Here is a 15,212-nt window from a genome sequence, read left to right on the forward strand (position 1 = left end):
GGGTTAGGTAGAAATATATATAATCTACCTATTTTTTTATTACAGGGATGCGCAGTGTAAAGAAGGGATGGGTAATGCACAAAAAAATTAGTTAAATAATGAAATGTTGAGGAGAACTTAGGAATGCTTAAAAATAGAAAAGTAATAATAACAGGTGCAGCTTCTGGAATTGGAAAAGAAATTGTTAAACAATGTTTATTTCAAGGTGCTTCAGTGATAGCTTGTGATATTAATGAAGATTCCTTACATGAGTTAGAACGGTCTGTAGATGACTATCATGTTTTGCATACATATCAGTTAGATGTAAGTAAGTATGAAGACGTTGTGAGTTTTTTTGAATATGTTGAAACTGAGCATTCTGAAGTAGATTGTTTAGTTAATAATGCTGGAATCTATTTGGCAAAGAATATACTGGATTATCAAGCAGATGACATTGATAAAGTTCTGGATATAAACGTTAAGGGATCTATTTATTTCTCTCAATTGTTCGGGAAGAAAATACTTCAAAGCAAAGGTATGGGAGTAATCGTGAATATGTCTTCCGTGTCAGGCATTGAAGGCAGTTCAGATGCAATTTACGGGCTATCAAAAGCTGCCATACTGGGATTAACTAAAAGCAGTGCTATGAATTTCTCACCTTACATCAGAGTAAATGCTGTTGCTCCTACAATGGTTAATACCCCTATGATGGATGCAATCCCTAATTGGAGGAAAGAGGAGTACTTAAATCACCAACTCATCAACACACCAGTATTGCCTGAAGATGTTGCAGATACTGTTATCTTCTTATTATCAGATAAATCAAAGCATTATACAGGTGCGACATTCGATATAAATAATGGAGGGTATCTAAGATAGTTGAAGTTCGTTTTGAGATTTTTGCTTATACTTATCTTAATAGTAGCGAAGAAAGGTACTGGAATATGGTATTTGTTTTTTTACCTTGAATATAGATATTATAAATAAAACTATAAATAAGGTGGAATGAAGTGGATAAAAGAGTGCTATTCGACTTTGAAATCGAGTTTACCAATGGCGGTGCAATTCAAGGACAGGAATTCCGTCTCGATATAGATGGAGATGACATTTCTGACGAGGAGTTGGCTAGGTATATTGTTGAAGATATGAGATTGTTAATGGTTGGTGAAGTAAGGATTTTAAACAAGAAAATCATAAATGAAAAACATAAGCGAAAACCAGCTGACGGAAAAGAGTTTAAGTAAATACAATGATTAGAATGCCCTACAATCGGAGAAATCGATAGAAATATTGTTAAGTAAAATAGGAGTTGCTGCTGACTGGTAATCCAATCGAATAAGGAGGAGAATGACAAATGGAGGACTTGAAGGTCAGAATTGTGGAATTAAAGGGAAGTTCTTATGAAATGGGTCTCGAGCAAAGTAAAGAAATTAAAACGACGGAGCTTAGAGAACAACTTAATATTTTAGAGGGGTTAACTGTTAATTCAAATTCAAAGAAAGCCGAAGAACTATTAAAGTCTATTTCTCCGAATCTTTTAGAAGAACTTGGAGGTCTTGCAGAAGGATTAGGTATGGAGATTGCTACCATCATTAGACTTTATAGTGGTTATGATGTAACCTTTCCTTCAATGGGCTGTACTGCCCTTATAAATAATGACTATTATGTACGAAATTATGATTTTAGTCCAGAGCTATACGATGCAAGAATCGTTTTAACTAATCCTGTCGATGGTTACGCAAGTGTAGGGTTTAGCCAGCAACTAATTGGAAGGCTTGATGGGATGAATGAAAAAGGATTAGTTGTAGGATTACATTTTGTAAATAATCAACACAAGGCAGAAGGTTTCATTGCAACGACAATTGTTAGAATGTTATTGGAGCAGTGTGGGTGTATAGAAGAGGCAGTAGATTTACTATCAACCATCCCACATGGATTTTGCTACAATTATTCGATTACAGATCCAAGTGGAAATGGTGTTGTTGTGGAGGCAACTCCTGAAAAACAGTGTGTAAATTTCAAAAACCCATTAATTTGTACGAATCATTTCGAATCAGAAATATTACAAGAAAAAAATAAGCAAGAGTTTCAGGGGTCAATAAATCGCAAGGAATTTATAAGTAGCTTATTAACAGAGGAACTCTCACCATTATCTGCCTATCGTCGTTTTAATGATGGAAATTCTCCATTATTTTTTAAATACTATAAAGAGTATTTTGGAACGCTGCATACAGTTGTCTATTTACCAAAAGAGTTAAGCCTCATCATTGGTATTGGCGAGAACAGTGAGCCAATGACGCTCTCCCTAAGAAATTATTTGGATGGAACTATTAATCTCCCGAAAGTTAAAAAGGGAAAAATTAACCAAACAGTTTTTTAATTTTAAGATGCTGACTTTCAACGATTGAATTTCACTTTACGAAAACGATAATTTGAATCAGGTACAACAGAATATCACTAGTGATTTGAAACATCTACTTTTAGCCATCAAGTGGTTTAGTTCAGTTTACGCAAGCAATTCAGGGCATTTTCCTCTAATAGGTGCAGATACATCCGGAAAACATACCTTACTAAAAGGGAATTTATGTGGACAATGGAGAATTTACTCAAATGACAAATTGGTTTGTGAGAAATAGAAATGAATGTGTGCAATTCTATAGCAAGAATTGTTCTTTTTCTTTAGGTTAGAGACTAAATTATATAAAAAAAAGAACCTAAGGAGGATTTTATGCTAAAGTTAAATTAATAAATTATAGAATAGTATAAGGAGATAAAAATTGTGGAAAAATCAGCATTAATAATTATCGACTTGCAAATTGGTGTCCAGCCTGATAATGATTCACTATTTAATTTAGAAAATGTATTAGAAGAAGTTAATCAAAGAATTCATGTATTTAGAGAAAAAAACAATCCTATATTTTTTGTTCAACATAATGATTGTGATTTAGTTCTCAATTCTCCACAATGGCAACTATTTCCGGAACTAAATGCAAAAGATACCGATTTCTTTATCAACAAAACACATGCAAACTCATTTTACAAAACTGACTTGGATGATCAGCTTAGAAAATTAAATATAAATAAACTCGAAATTTGTGGTGCACAAACTGAATTTTGTGTAGATACAACGATTAGAATGGCTCATGGATTAGGATACGAATTATCTATGAAAAAAGGGTTAACTACCACTCTAAATAATGACCTTCTAGGAGCTAAGACAATCATTGAGCATCATGAGAATCTCTGGAATAATAGATTTTTAACTTTTTTCTAGTAAAGAATCATCTTTAAATCGAGTAGTCCTTTCATATACCTGGTTCAAAGAGAGCTAGAACACATTGATTTTTAAAATAAGGTCTCTCAAACTAATAGCTGCCTACTACCTCCAATAAGAAATAATTAATGATTCCCTACGTTTTAGCGCTTTCCTTAAAAAGGAGAGTGCTTTTTTTCTTAAATGCTCAGGTTATGGAAAAGGAAAAAACATAATTATTACTGTTCATTGATCAAATTAATGGTTTCTATGAAGATTTATAAAATAACTGTTTGATGTTAGATTTTTTGGAAACCATAATAATCCCCTGAACTTATTTAAATGTAGAGCAAATTTACTCGAAGAGGTTTTTCAATGGAACTAATAGCTATATTTATTGTACTGCTTGTGTTTGCTGTAGCTCTTGTGTTTTATGTACTTATAAAAGGTGATAAAGATAGTTTAAGCTGAGAGGTATCTCTAGCACTCAACAATCATGAGTTTTCCTTCAATAAGGAAAGTTTTTCTCATTAAACATGCTCATTGTTGAGTAACCTTAGAAGATTAGTTGCTATCATTTAGTAACTAATTTTTATTTAGAAAGTTACAAGAACAGATAACCTATCAACCGGAAATTAATTCAAATTTATTATCAATTTTATATGACTTGGAACTAACAAAGTGCAGTTATATTTTTTAAAAAAATTAACCTGAAAATAAATATATTAAAATATTAAAAAACACTATTAAAAAAGATTGGATCCTATTTTGCAAATTCAATAATTTATAAAGAAGAATATAGAAGTATTTGTTTACAAGCTCCGCAAAATACTTGGTTTATAAACTATACTAATCTAGCTAATTAGAGTCTATTAACAAAACCAATACAAAAAATATATTTTGACTTATTTGAAAATAGTGTGTAACTATTATTTTAAATTATCGAATAGGGGGATGGAAATGGAATTAAAAACAATTGAAGTGAATGGTGGATCTTTATTTTATGCAGACTATCCAGGTGAAAAAGGGACGATTATTGCAGCACATGGTTTGACTGGTAATCACAAACAATTGCATTATTATGCGGAATTGCTAAAGGGTGAGTATCGTTTTATTTCTGTTGATTTAAAGGGACGAGGTAATAGTGCACCTGCACCAGAAAATACTGGTATTGAGCAGCATACAAAGGATATTGAAGCACTAATAGAAGAGCTGAATATCCAAAATCCGATTTTAATGGGCTATTCTATGGGTGCCTTTATTATGTCAAAGGTTGCTAGCAATCATGAAGATGTAAAGGGTCTCATTTTACTAGACGGTGCTGCAACTTGCACGGAGCACCAGGGGAAAATTGTGGAGCCTTCATTAGGCCGTATAAGTAAACAGTATGAGTCGGCAGAGGCTTACATCGAGGAAATTAAGGCTATCTATCATCGTCTAGGTGTTGAATGGACTGACCATCTTGAGCATGTAGGACGTTATGAAATAGCTGAGCATGGGAGCTATTGGGAAAATAAATCTGACGAGGATAAGCTGCTACAAGATTTCCGAAGTTTTTATGACTTTAAGCCCCAAGATGTTTTTGAGAAAATAACTTGTCCGATTTTGTTAATTCACTCTCAAGGTGATATTGGCCAAATGCCCCCGTTATTTTTAGCAGAATCATATAGCGAAACACAGCAATATGCGGCTGATATTCATAAAGTAACCTCTGATAGTAATCATTACACACTTGTATTTGAAAACCGCAGTGATGTAAATGGCAAAATAGAGCAGTTTATTGCGAATTTGTAAAAAAAAGTTATTGAAATTTTTTGATATTTGTGCAAATATTTAATTAATCAAATCTGCAATGTCTATCGGATGGCTATAAGGGAACAACCTTCTCTTACTATCCCCATCCGACTGTTGACTACACTAATCTACTGTATGTGATTTTACACATGCTTGATTTGGTGTAGTCTTTTTTATTATCACTAACGATAAGGGGAAGATTTTGTATGTCAAAAGGATTAGAGTATTTCAAAAAAGTATATGACGTTGTTCCGGGTTGGGTGCAAAAGATGCACGATTATAACCCAGAGATGCTAGATCACTATACAGCACTTCGTGGAGCTGCAATGTCAGCCGGTACCCTTTCTGTAAAAGAGAAAGATATTTTACTAGTTGGGATGAATGCTGCAAGACATTATGCACGCAGTATGGTTTACCATACAAAGGGTGCTATTGATGGCGGTGCGACGCTAGAGGAATTAGCTGAATATTTATTAATTGCATACAACTTCGGTGGAGAAACAGCCTTACAAATTGGACTGCAATCATTTGAGTATGCGCTACAGCTTATCGGAGTAGAGGCAGATAATATCTCTCACGATTCAACTGCCGAAGAAATTGCTCATTATTACAGCTCATTCGCTACTACTGATGAAAGCCGTGAGTACTACAAAGAATTAATTACACTCTTTGCAGCTAAAGATGCGAACGCTTTAACAGAAAAATTGCTAGAGTCTAATGTTGTAGCCAAAGATATGAAATACATTTTAATGACTGGAATTTATACTACAGTGCTCAAAAATGAAGAAACAAATTATTGGGCGAAAAAAGCACGTGAAAATGGAGTTGATGAGCCAAGACTAGCTGAACTGGGCTACATTTGCCTATTAACAGCAGGTATTCCATCTTGGTTTGAAATTAGCGATGCACTTATAGAAAAATAATGGAGTGAGTATCACAATGAAAATTTATAACTCGGCCAAAGAGGCGCTCTCTTGCTTGGAAAGTGGTCAAACGCTTATGGTTGGTGGCTTCGGCTTAGTGGGAGGACCACTTACACTAATTGATACTTTAGGTGAGCTTGACGTTAGCGATTTAACGATTATTAGCAATAATCTCGGTGAAAAAGGAGAGGGCTTAGGGAAACTTCTTAACCAGAAAAAGGTTAAGAAGGCAATCGGCTCGTACTTTACAGGGAACCGGGATGTTGGAGAAGCTTATCAACGTGGTGAGCTTGAAATTGTATTATTACCTCAGGGAACTTTAGCAGAATCTATTCGAGCAGGGGGCGCAGGTATAGGGGGCTACTATACAAAAACCTCAGTGGGTACAGATTTAGCAAAAGGAAAAGAAATTAAAATCATTAAAGAAGAGGAATACGTTTTCGAGGAAGCGCTGACTGCTGATGTTGCGATTATTAGAGCACATAAGGCTGACAAGCTTGGAAACTTAATTTACTACAAAACGGCTCGAAACTTTAATCCATTAATGGCTACAGCGGCAAAAACAGTCATCGTAGAGGTGGATGAAATCGTTGAGATTGGTGAGTTAGATGGCGATACCATTGTCACACCTCATTTATTCATTGATCGAATTATTTTAGCGAAAAAGATCTTAACAAAAGAGGGGGTCGTCGAGCATGGCTAATTATGTGCAAGAAATGATTGCAAAAAGAGCTGCACAGGAAGTGGATGACGGCCAGGTTATTAATCTAGGAATTGGAATACCAACTCTTGTTGCAAAATATGTTTCTACCTCAAATATTTTCTTCCATACAGAGAATGGAATGCTTGGAGTGGATGACGTGAACGACGAAGATATTGATCCAAACCTCGTAAATGCAGGAAAGATTCCAGTTGGAGAAGCAAGCGGTTCATCCTTTTTTCATAGTGCCGATTCATTCGGTATGATTCGTGGAGGTCACGTAGATGTTGCGATTTTGGGTGTATTACAGGTTGACGAATCAGCGCGCATCGCTAACTGGGCTGTTCCAGGAAAAACTATTATAGGTGTAGGCGGAGCGATGGACTTATTGGTAGGTGCGAACAAAGTCATTGTGACAATGACGCATACATCCAAAGATGGAAAAAGTAAAATTTTAAAAGAATGCACATATCCAATAACGTCTACAAGAAGTGTAGATACAATTATTACGGAATTAGCGGTATTTAAATATATTGATGGTCAATTACATTTAGTGGAGCTAATGCCAGATGTCACTTTAGAACAAGTAAATGCAAATACCGAGGCTGATTTTGTTAATTCTTTATAACTAGGGAGGTACTTGAAAATGAGGGAAGTAGTTATCGTAGATGGGATTCGTACAGCTATTGGAAAAATCGGTGGCTCCTTAATGAATGAAACAGCTGATTTTTTAGGAGCTAAGGTTATTCAGGAACTAATTCAACAAAATAACTTAGATACTTCAATTATCGATGAGGTTATTTTAGGACAAGCAAAACAAAGTGCAGATCAATCAAATTTGGCACGACTAGCATTATTGCGCGCAGAAATTCCTGTTGAAGTTCCGGCCTACACAGTACATCGACAGTGTGGTTCGGGCTTGCAATCGATTAATAACGCAGCTCAGCAAATCGCTTTAGGCTATAGTGATATTATTATTGCTGGCGGAGCTGAATCGATGAGCACAGCACCATATTATTTACGAAATGCTCGTTTTGGTTTTGGCGCAGGTAACGGATTAATTTTAGATTCGAATACCGAAAGTCAACCTGGATCACAGCCAGAATCTTACGGTATTAAAACTATGGGCGAAACAGCAGAAAATTTAGTAGATAAATATAATATATCTCGAAAGGAGCAAGATGCGTTTGCTTACGATAGCCAGAAGCGTACAGCAGAAGCAATTAAACAGGGCTATTTTGAAAAGCAAATTGTACCTTATGAAATAAAAACACGTAAATCAACTACATTATTTACAGTGGATGAGCATCCTCGTCTATCATCAATCGAAAAGCTAGCGACATTGAAGCCTGTGTTTCGTCAAGATGGTTCTGTAACTGCTGGTAATAGTAGTGGCAGAAATGATGGAGCTGCAGCATTGCTTGTCATGTCGAAGGAGAAGGCAGAGGAATTGGGCTATCAACCAAAAGTGAAAATTATTGCTCAAGCTTCTGCAGGTGTAGATCCCTCGATTATGGGGATTGGTCCTGCACCCGCTACAATAAAGGCACTTAAACAAGCCAATTTAACTATTGATGATATTGATGTAATTGAATTAAATGAAGCATTTGCAGCACAATCGTTAGCGGTCATTAAAGAACTTGGTTTGGATTCTAGCAAGGTGAATCCAAATGGTGGAGCGATTGCAATGGGTCATCCTATTGGGGCAACAGGGGCCATTTTAATGACAAAACTAATTCATGAGTTAGAGAGAACTGGCAAACGCTTCGGCTTAGTAACGTTATGTATTGCTGGAGGGCTAGGCATTACAACAATCGTTGAAAATTGCCAACATAATATGTGAAGCTGAATAGCCTCACATATTATACATCGATTGAATTTATTTTTTCTAAATAACGTTTTTGTGCAGATTTTAATGCAACAGTCACAGAACCTGTTGAGGGTGCAAAATAATGGGTATCTACTCTTTTAACCAACTCATCAAGGTTTGATGTCATATCAAAGCCAATCAGCATTCGTTTGAAATAGTTTTGAGCTAAATCTGTGATAAAAGTAAATTCAGCATCAACGATTTGATGTGTTACTTTATCGATTTCTAAAACAATTCCTGCATGTTTGTAAATCTCATACATGGACGTACCTTGTGGAGCCTTTGCATATGCAGTAACAATAACTGTGGATAACTGTTGCATGAATATAACCTCCGTATTATGAATGACAGGTTAATTTTATCACTATTATTCAGAAAATCATAAAAAATATTAATTTTTAAAATTATGTAAGCGTTTTTAATTAATGTGGATTTTTTATAGTTTATCAGAGGGAAAAAATGCTCACTACATTCAGGGGGAGAAAAGGGATGGAAAAACTAACAAATTTTTTTACGGAATTGATGAGAAAGTATTTACCGGATCCGTTCGTATTTGCAATTGGTTTAACATTGCTAACATTCGTGCTAGCGCTAATAATCGAGGATACTAGCTTTATAGATTTAACAAACGCATGGGGAACAGGCTTTTGGGATTTACTTGCGTTTACGACACAAATGGCGGTAATACTAGCTATGGGTTATGTACTTGCAACGGCTCCCATTACAGACAAATTTTTAAATAAAATCGCTAGCATGGTACATAAACCTAAGACAGCAATTATTGTTGCAACCCTAGTAGGTGGGATTGGAAGTTACTTAAACTGGGGGTTCGGTTTAGTCATTGGTGGGATAATTGCGAAAAAATTAGCATTAAAAGTAAAGGGTGTACACTATCCTTTAATAATTGCAGCCGCTTATTCTGGATTTACATTCTATGGTTTAGGTTTATCAGCATCTATCCCTATACTAATTTCAACACCCGGTCATTTCCTAGAAGATGCAATGGGTCTAATCACGCTTTCAGAAACAATTTTCAGCTTACCGATGATCTTAACAACAGTTGTTTTGTTAATTACACTTCCGTTGTTTAATGCCATGCTACACCCAAAGAATTCGAAAAACGTAGTTGAAATCGATCCAGCACTTTATGCTGATCAGCCTAAACCAAAACTAACTTTACTAGAAGACAATACTTTAGCAAACAAATTAAATAACAGCAAAATGCTAGCTTATTCAATTAGTGCATTAGGGTTTATTTATATTTGGATTTACTTTACCCAAGGTAATTCATTAAATCTAAACATCTTAAACTTTATCATTTTATTTCTAGGTATTGTTCTACTTGGTACACCAGCTCGATATATTGAGCATTTGGCAGATGGTATTAAAACAATTTCAGGTATTATACTGCAGTTCCCATTCTACGCTGGTATTATGGCAATCATGGCAACTTCAGGATTAGTAGATACAATGTCAAAAGTATTCGTTGATATCTCGAATGAGCAAACATTACCATTCTGGGGATTAATCAGTTCGTTTTTTATCAACTTCTTCGCTCCATCTGCAGGTGGACACTGGGCAGTTCAAGGTCCATTTATGATTGAAGCCGCTAAGGAATTAGGATCATCAATCGCCGAAACATCCATGTCAGTTATGTTAGGTAATGCATGGAATGACTTAGTACAGCCATTCTGGATATTACCAGCTCTTGCATTATCGCGATTAAAACTAAAAGATATCATGGGCTTCCTTGTAATGATCATGTTCTATGTGGGGATCATTTACATTATTGCGATTTTAGCTTGGTCATATTTTTTCTAAAGGAACAAGCCTTTGTTTTCGGACAAAGGCTTTGTTATCCATAGCAAAATATTTAATTTCACATTGTTGATTACTATTTATGGGGGTTAATTGATGATGCAAACAATTGTTCATTCGTTATTAAAAGATGGTGAAATGAAGGCAAAGGACAAAACATTATTGCTTGTTGGATTATTTGCTGCTCGCCGTGAAGAAAGACAAATGCTTTACTTTTTGGAGCGAGCAGTTAAGGAAGGTAATTCCGTCGCGGAAATTGCTGAACTTATATCTGCTGCAATAATTTCTCGAGGCATACCAACATGGCTCTCGGGAATTGAAGCAATAACAAAGGCAATTGAGCTTTCACCAAATCAGAATTCTCAAATGAATGAAGCAAATATTTCAACGTTTGAGTCACAGGAGCAATGCATTCAATATTATAAATCTGAATTTGAGCAGCTTCCGAAATGGATTCAATATTTAATAGATTATGCACCGGATACTTTGCTAAAGTATAGTAATTTGCGTACAACATCATTACGGGACGGGGTCGTATCAAGGTGTTTAAAGGAGCTTTTACTCTATGCTATAAACTTGTGTGACCAATATCCAAAAGGAATAGAAATTCATAAAGCTAATGCTCTTGATTTAGGTGCTACTACGGCTTTTTTAGAAGAAACACGCATTCTTTGTATATATGCGGTAGGTATTCAAGCAATTTGGCAGGAGTAGGGGGAATCCCGTTGCTTACCGATAGCGATTGAAATTAAATCGTAGACGTTAGTCTAAATTCATAGTAATGTAATCTGATAAAAATTATTGATAAATCATCTGAATTTGTTTTATATAAAATTCTATTACAATGGCATAGCTACAACTCCACTCAGTTGATATGAGTGGAGTTTTTCTATCGAGCGCAATTCTAGAGTAGAAAACACACTCTTTCTTTATATATAGGGCCAGATTTTTTATATCCTTTCATTTCTATACAATAAAATAAGTTAAAGTAGAAAGTAAGATGGAGGTGATCCCCATTGCAAGCAATGGTTTTAGGGCTTTTGTACGGAGATCCCGAAGACTTACATTTAATCCGAGTCCAACCATGGCCGCTGTTAAACACCATGAAGAAAAATCGGTTAAACCACTCATGAATTTGCTTGAAATAGGTATAGTTACACCAATTACATAACTTCCCAAAATGCTCATGACTATGAACCCTATTAAAAACCATGGAAATTCAAACACCGTTTCAGAATTTTCATCCCCAGAGCTTTTCCTTTTTATGATATAGATGAAAAGAAAACAAAGAGGAACGAGCAAAAACACTCGACCTAATTTTGCAAGCAAGCCTATCGCGAGCGCATCTTGTCCACCAGGTGCTGCTGCTAAAGCTACATGAGCAATTTCATGTAAGCTAATTCCGGACCAAATCCCATATTCATGTTCTGACAACGGTAGAAAAGGACGTAGTATCGTATAAGATATCGAAAAAATAGTCCCAACCAAAGCAATAATGCCAACACTAATGGCGGTGTCCTCGTCTTTAGACTTAATAATCGGTGCTATGGCAGCTATGGCAGCTGCACCGCACACCCCGGTTCCTACTCCGAGAAGTAGTGATATTTTTTTATCTGCATCAATCATTCGAGATAGCCATAACGTTGCTACTATTGAAAAGATAATAACACCAGCATCCCGAACAAGTAAACCTAATCCATCCTCTAAAACTACGCCTATATTGAGTTTAAAACCATATAAAACAATCGCAAACCTCAACAATGTTTTGGATGAAAATACGATGCCTGCACGAAGTAATTCTGGATAGCCCCAAAATTGCCGATACAGGAGTGCAACTAATATGGCGGATCCCAACTGACCTACATAACTAAATCCTGGAATTTTTGCCAATAAAAAACCCAGGAGAGCAATCAAAAAAGTAAATCCAATTCCACCTATACATTTCAAGAAAGCATTTTGGGGCTGGATAGGATGCTTATGTCGTTTAAAGAATTGCGTTACCATCTCTACACCACCTTTAACTCAGACTAAACCTTTTATAGTCATAAGAAAAATAATTATTTATGATAGTTATTATAAGTAAAACTATATAATGAAATATACATCAAGAAAGGATTGATAAAATGGATCAGCAGTTACATGTTTTTGTAACGGTAGCAGAGATGAAAAACTTCTCCCGTGCAGCAGAAAAATTACATATGACTCAACCTGCAGTAAGTCAATATATTCAGTCTTTTGAGCGTACCATGGGGGCAAAGCTTTTGGATCGCAGTAATAAGATCGTTCAGTTAAATCAAGCTGGAGAAATTGTCTATCATCACGCAAAAGAGATATTAGGTCTCTATACAAAAATGCATTACTTGATAGATGACCTAGCCAATAAGCCGAGTGGACCGCTTTCTATTGGTGCCAGTTATACTTTTGGAGAATATGTTTTACCAGATATTATTGCAAAAATGCATGATAAGTATCCATTGATCACTCCAACCATCAGCATCGGAAACACAAAAGATATAGCAAATTTGGTATTAGGCCACCAATTAGATGTGGGTATTGTGGAAGGGGAATTCAGTAATAAAAATTTACTAATTGAACCTTTTGCAGAAGATTTATTGTATTTGGTGACTTCATCAACTCATAGATTGGCTCAAAAAAATAATGAAATTGACAGTACAGAGTTAGAGGAAGAAACATGGATTGTTAGAGAAAACGGTTCAGGAACAAGAGAAGTAACAGAAAAAATGTTCAAATTATGTAAAATGACCCCGCAAAAAACATTGGAGTTTGGGAGTACACAGCTGATTAAGGAATCTGTAGAGGCAGGTCTTGGCGTTAGTCTGCTTTCTTACTGGACAATTCGAAAAGAATGTTCAATGGGCTCTTTAAGTGTCATTAACTTAAACTACCTTCCGATTAAACGGAATTTTTCAGTTGTGCTACGATCTCCATTCCAGACTAAAGCGTTGCAAGTATTTTTAGAACTATTAAGAGAAAGTAAGGAAATACCTAATTTTACTGACTGACATTATCGTAAAAGAAAAGAATTGGAGCTTTTTGAGGTTGGAACAGGATATTTTTTTAATCATTTATGAGAGGGGATAAACTAATGAAATCAAGAAATATCTTTGTTTCGTTGATGGGAATAACGATGTTTATTTCAGCATGTTCGTACAATTTTACTGATTCAGGAGAAGAGTTTTTGGAAGAAGAGTCTGAGTACGGAGATTTACCGAATAAATTAAATGAAGAACTAACAGAAATTGAAGTTACGACCGATAAAAATGAATATTCAACGCAATTGAATGAACTAATTCTAAAAATAGAGAATGCGGGAACAACAACTGTCGGTTTTGGAGTACCTCTTTACATAGAAAAGTTAATTAACGGAACTTGGTATCGAATTCCGTATAAAAATCTCTCGTTTACAGACATTGGCTTAGGAATAGAACCTAATTCGGAATACGAACAGGCAGTACCACTTGAATATTTGAATTATCAAATTACACAAGGAAACTATCGAATCATTAAAGCCTTCAATATAAACGAAGGTGAAGTTGTTCTTGGAGCTGAATTTGAAATTAAAGAATAACAGCTTTGAAGAATTTTGTTGCACTAATGTGGATAACACCCATTTGGGTTTTGCAGGGCCCCTATGGGTGTTATTTAGAAAGCAATTCAGAAGATATGATGTTTAGCTACAAACTAAAAAATACGTGTTCTTACATGTAATTAAACCAGCTCTTTCTCAGCTTCCTTCGTGTAATGCAATACTTGGTCAAGTTTACCCTTTTTGAGTTTTACTGCCCATTCTGGGTCAGCCAACAATGCACGTCCGACTGCTACATAGTCAAATTCGCCTTCTTTGATTTTGGTATCTATCATTTTGAGATTGTCTACAATCGTTAAATTATCATTATCCTGATTGCTCAAATATGCGCGATTAATTCCAACAGAACCTACCGCAATCGTTGGTCTGTTCGTAATTCGTTTAGTCCAGCCAGCTAAGTTTAAAGATAGATCTTCATCTTTAAATTCTGCTTCCCATATTCGTCTAGTAGAACAATGAAAAATATCTACGCCAGCATCAACCAAGGGAGTAAGCAGTTGTTCAAGCTCACTAGAGTTCTTAGCTAATTTAGCTCCATAATCACTTCCTTTCCATTGGGAATAACGAAAGACAATCGGAAACTCAGGCCCCACTTCTTTCCGGCAAGCACGAACTATATCTGCCGCAAATTTTGTTCGCTCTGCTAGATTTCCACCATACTCATCATTACGCTTGTTCGTTAGTTCCCAAAGAAATTGATCAATTAAATATCCATGTGCTCCATGCAATTCAATTCCGTCAAATCCGATGCGCTTAGCATTTCCGGCTGCTTCGGCATAAGCATCAATCATTTCAATGACTTCATTTTCTGTTAGAGCCTTTATTTTTTCATTTCTTTGACCTTTCAAGGTAAAGCCAGACGGACTCACAGGAGGAGAGTCAATATTTGGTGCACTGCCTGCTTTTCTTGCTGCACCTACATGCCATAATTGCGGAATGATTTTGCCACCGGCTTGATGAACTTGAGTCACTACATTTGACCAGCCATCTAAAGCATCCTCACCATAAAAACGAGGAATATCGTTGCTCGCTACTGCAGATGGGTGGTTGATCGCTGTTCCTTCAGTTATGAGGAGTCCAATCCCATTCTCTGCACGTTTACGGTAATATTGTGCAACATTTTCTCCTGGAACACCTCCCGGCGAAAAGTTTCTTGTCATTGGGGCCATTACTAACCGGCTTTTTAACATTTCATTTCCAAACGGTACAGATTGTAACAATGTATGGCCTACGTAGTTATTATCCAAGTGGAGCACTTCCTTCCTTAT

Annotated in this window: 16 protein-coding genes; 13 read left to right on the top strand and 3 right to left on the bottom strand. The window is 35.8% G+C overall.

What is annotated here, in order from left to right:
- Window positions 1-123: 123 nt before the first annotated feature.
- The 9 genes from C1N55_RS10015 to C1N55_RS10055 all read left to right on the top strand — a co-directional run bounded on the left by C1N55_RS10015 (window position 124) and on the right by C1N55_RS10055 (window position 8,492).
- Window positions 124-858 carry an SDR family NAD(P)-dependent oxidoreductase gene (locus tag C1N55_RS10015; protein ID WP_137728694.1) on the top strand — a complete coding sequence of 245 codons (735 nt, stop codon included), beginning with the start codon at window positions 124-126 and terminating at the stop codon, window positions 856-858.
- Window positions 859-989: 131 nt separating this feature from the next.
- Entirely contained in the window at window positions 990-1,223 is a 234-nt protein-coding gene (locus C1N55_RS10020; protein ID WP_137728695.1) for a cyclase, read from the top strand.
- Between the two features lie 110 nt (window positions 1,224-1,333).
- Window positions 1,334-2,359: a C45 family autoproteolytic acyltransferase/hydrolase gene (locus tag C1N55_RS10025; RefSeq protein ID WP_137728696.1), complete on the top strand. Its 1,026-nt coding sequence runs from the start codon at window positions 1,334-1,336 to the stop codon at window positions 2,357-2,359.
- Window positions 2,360-2,758: 399 nt separating this feature from the next.
- Complete coding sequence (locus C1N55_RS10030; RefSeq protein ID WP_137728697.1) at window positions 2,759-3,253, top strand: cysteine hydrolase family protein; 495 nt, start codon at window positions 2,759-2,761, stop codon at window positions 3,251-3,253.
- 897 nt (window positions 3,254-4,150) lie between these two features.
- Complete coding sequence (locus tag C1N55_RS10035; protein ID WP_255502532.1) at window positions 4,151-5,026, top strand: alpha/beta fold hydrolase; 876 nt, start codon at window positions 4,151-4,153, stop codon at window positions 5,024-5,026.
- A 206-nt stretch (window positions 5,027-5,232) separates the two neighbouring features.
- A complete protein-coding gene (locus C1N55_RS10040; protein WP_137728699.1) occupies window positions 5,233-5,949 on the top strand; it encodes a carboxymuconolactone decarboxylase family protein in 717 nt (238 codons plus the stop codon).
- A gap of 16 nt (window positions 5,950-5,965) precedes the next feature.
- Entirely contained in the window at window positions 5,966-6,652 is a 687-nt protein-coding gene (locus C1N55_RS10045) for a CoA transferase subunit A (protein WP_137728700.1), read from the top strand.
- Window positions 6,645-7,277 carry a 3-oxoacid CoA-transferase subunit B gene (locus tag C1N55_RS10050; RefSeq protein ID WP_137728701.1) on the top strand — a complete coding sequence of 211 codons (633 nt, stop codon included), beginning with the start codon at window positions 6,645-6,647 and terminating at the stop codon, window positions 7,275-7,277. The genes C1N55_RS10045 and C1N55_RS10050 overlap by 8 nt, the downstream gene beginning before the upstream one ends.
- 18 nt (window positions 7,278-7,295) lie before the next feature.
- Window positions 7,296-8,492 carry a thiolase family protein gene (locus C1N55_RS10055; RefSeq protein ID WP_137728702.1) on the top strand — a complete coding sequence of 399 codons (1,197 nt, stop codon included), beginning with the start codon at window positions 7,296-7,298 and terminating at the stop codon, window positions 8,490-8,492.
- Window positions 8,493-8,511: 19 nt separating this feature from the next.
- Here the strand turns inward: C1N55_RS10055 and C1N55_RS10060 are convergent, their stop codons facing one another.
- Window positions 8,512-8,841, bottom strand: a complete 330-nt coding sequence (locus C1N55_RS10060; protein WP_137728703.1) for a DUF3870 domain-containing protein — start codon at window positions 8,839-8,841, stop codon at window positions 8,512-8,514.
- 167 nt (window positions 8,842-9,008) lie between these two features.
- On the opposite strand from C1N55_RS10060, the gene C1N55_RS10065 reads away from it, so the two are divergent.
- Window positions 9,009-10,340 (top strand): short-chain fatty acid transporter, encoded by a 1,332-nt coding sequence (locus C1N55_RS10065; protein WP_137728704.1) that lies wholly within the window; start codon window positions 9,009-9,011, stop codon window positions 10,338-10,340.
- A gap of 93 nt (window positions 10,341-10,433) precedes the next feature.
- Window positions 10,434-11,051: a carboxymuconolactone decarboxylase family protein gene (locus C1N55_RS10070; RefSeq protein ID WP_137728705.1), complete on the top strand. Its 618-nt coding sequence runs from the start codon at window positions 10,434-10,436 to the stop codon at window positions 11,049-11,051.
- A gap of 252 nt (window positions 11,052-11,303) precedes the next feature.
- Here C1N55_RS10070 and C1N55_RS10075 read toward each other — a convergent pair whose 3' ends face one another.
- Window positions 11,304-12,341 carry a YeiH family protein gene (locus C1N55_RS10075; RefSeq protein ID WP_137728706.1) on the bottom strand — a complete coding sequence of 346 codons (1,038 nt, stop codon included), beginning with the start codon at window positions 12,339-12,341 and terminating at the stop codon, window positions 11,304-11,306.
- A 119-nt stretch (window positions 12,342-12,460) separates the two neighbouring features.
- Between C1N55_RS10075 and C1N55_RS10080 the strand changes: the two genes are divergently transcribed.
- Complete coding sequence (locus C1N55_RS10080) at window positions 12,461-13,360, top strand: LysR family transcriptional regulator (RefSeq protein WP_137728707.1); 900 nt, start codon at window positions 12,461-12,463, stop codon at window positions 13,358-13,360.
- An 83-nt stretch (window positions 13,361-13,443) separates the two neighbouring features.
- On the top strand, window positions 13,444-13,926 hold the full coding sequence (locus C1N55_RS10085) for an immunoglobulin-like domain-containing protein (RefSeq protein WP_137728708.1): 483 nt from the start codon (window positions 13,444-13,446) through the stop codon (window positions 13,924-13,926).
- 140 nt (window positions 13,927-14,066) lie between these two features.
- Here the strand turns inward: C1N55_RS10085 and C1N55_RS10090 are convergent, their stop codons facing one another.
- Window positions 14,067-15,191 carry an NADH:flavin oxidoreductase gene (locus C1N55_RS10090; protein WP_255502533.1) on the bottom strand — a complete coding sequence of 375 codons (1,125 nt, stop codon included), beginning with the start codon at window positions 15,189-15,191 and terminating at the stop codon, window positions 14,067-14,069.
- Window positions 15,192-15,212: the final 21 nt, after the last annotated feature.

This window comes from Lysinibacillus sp. SGAir0095, assembly GCF_005491425.1.
GTDB lineage: Bacteria > Bacillota > Bacilli > Bacillales_A > Planococcaceae > Ureibacillus.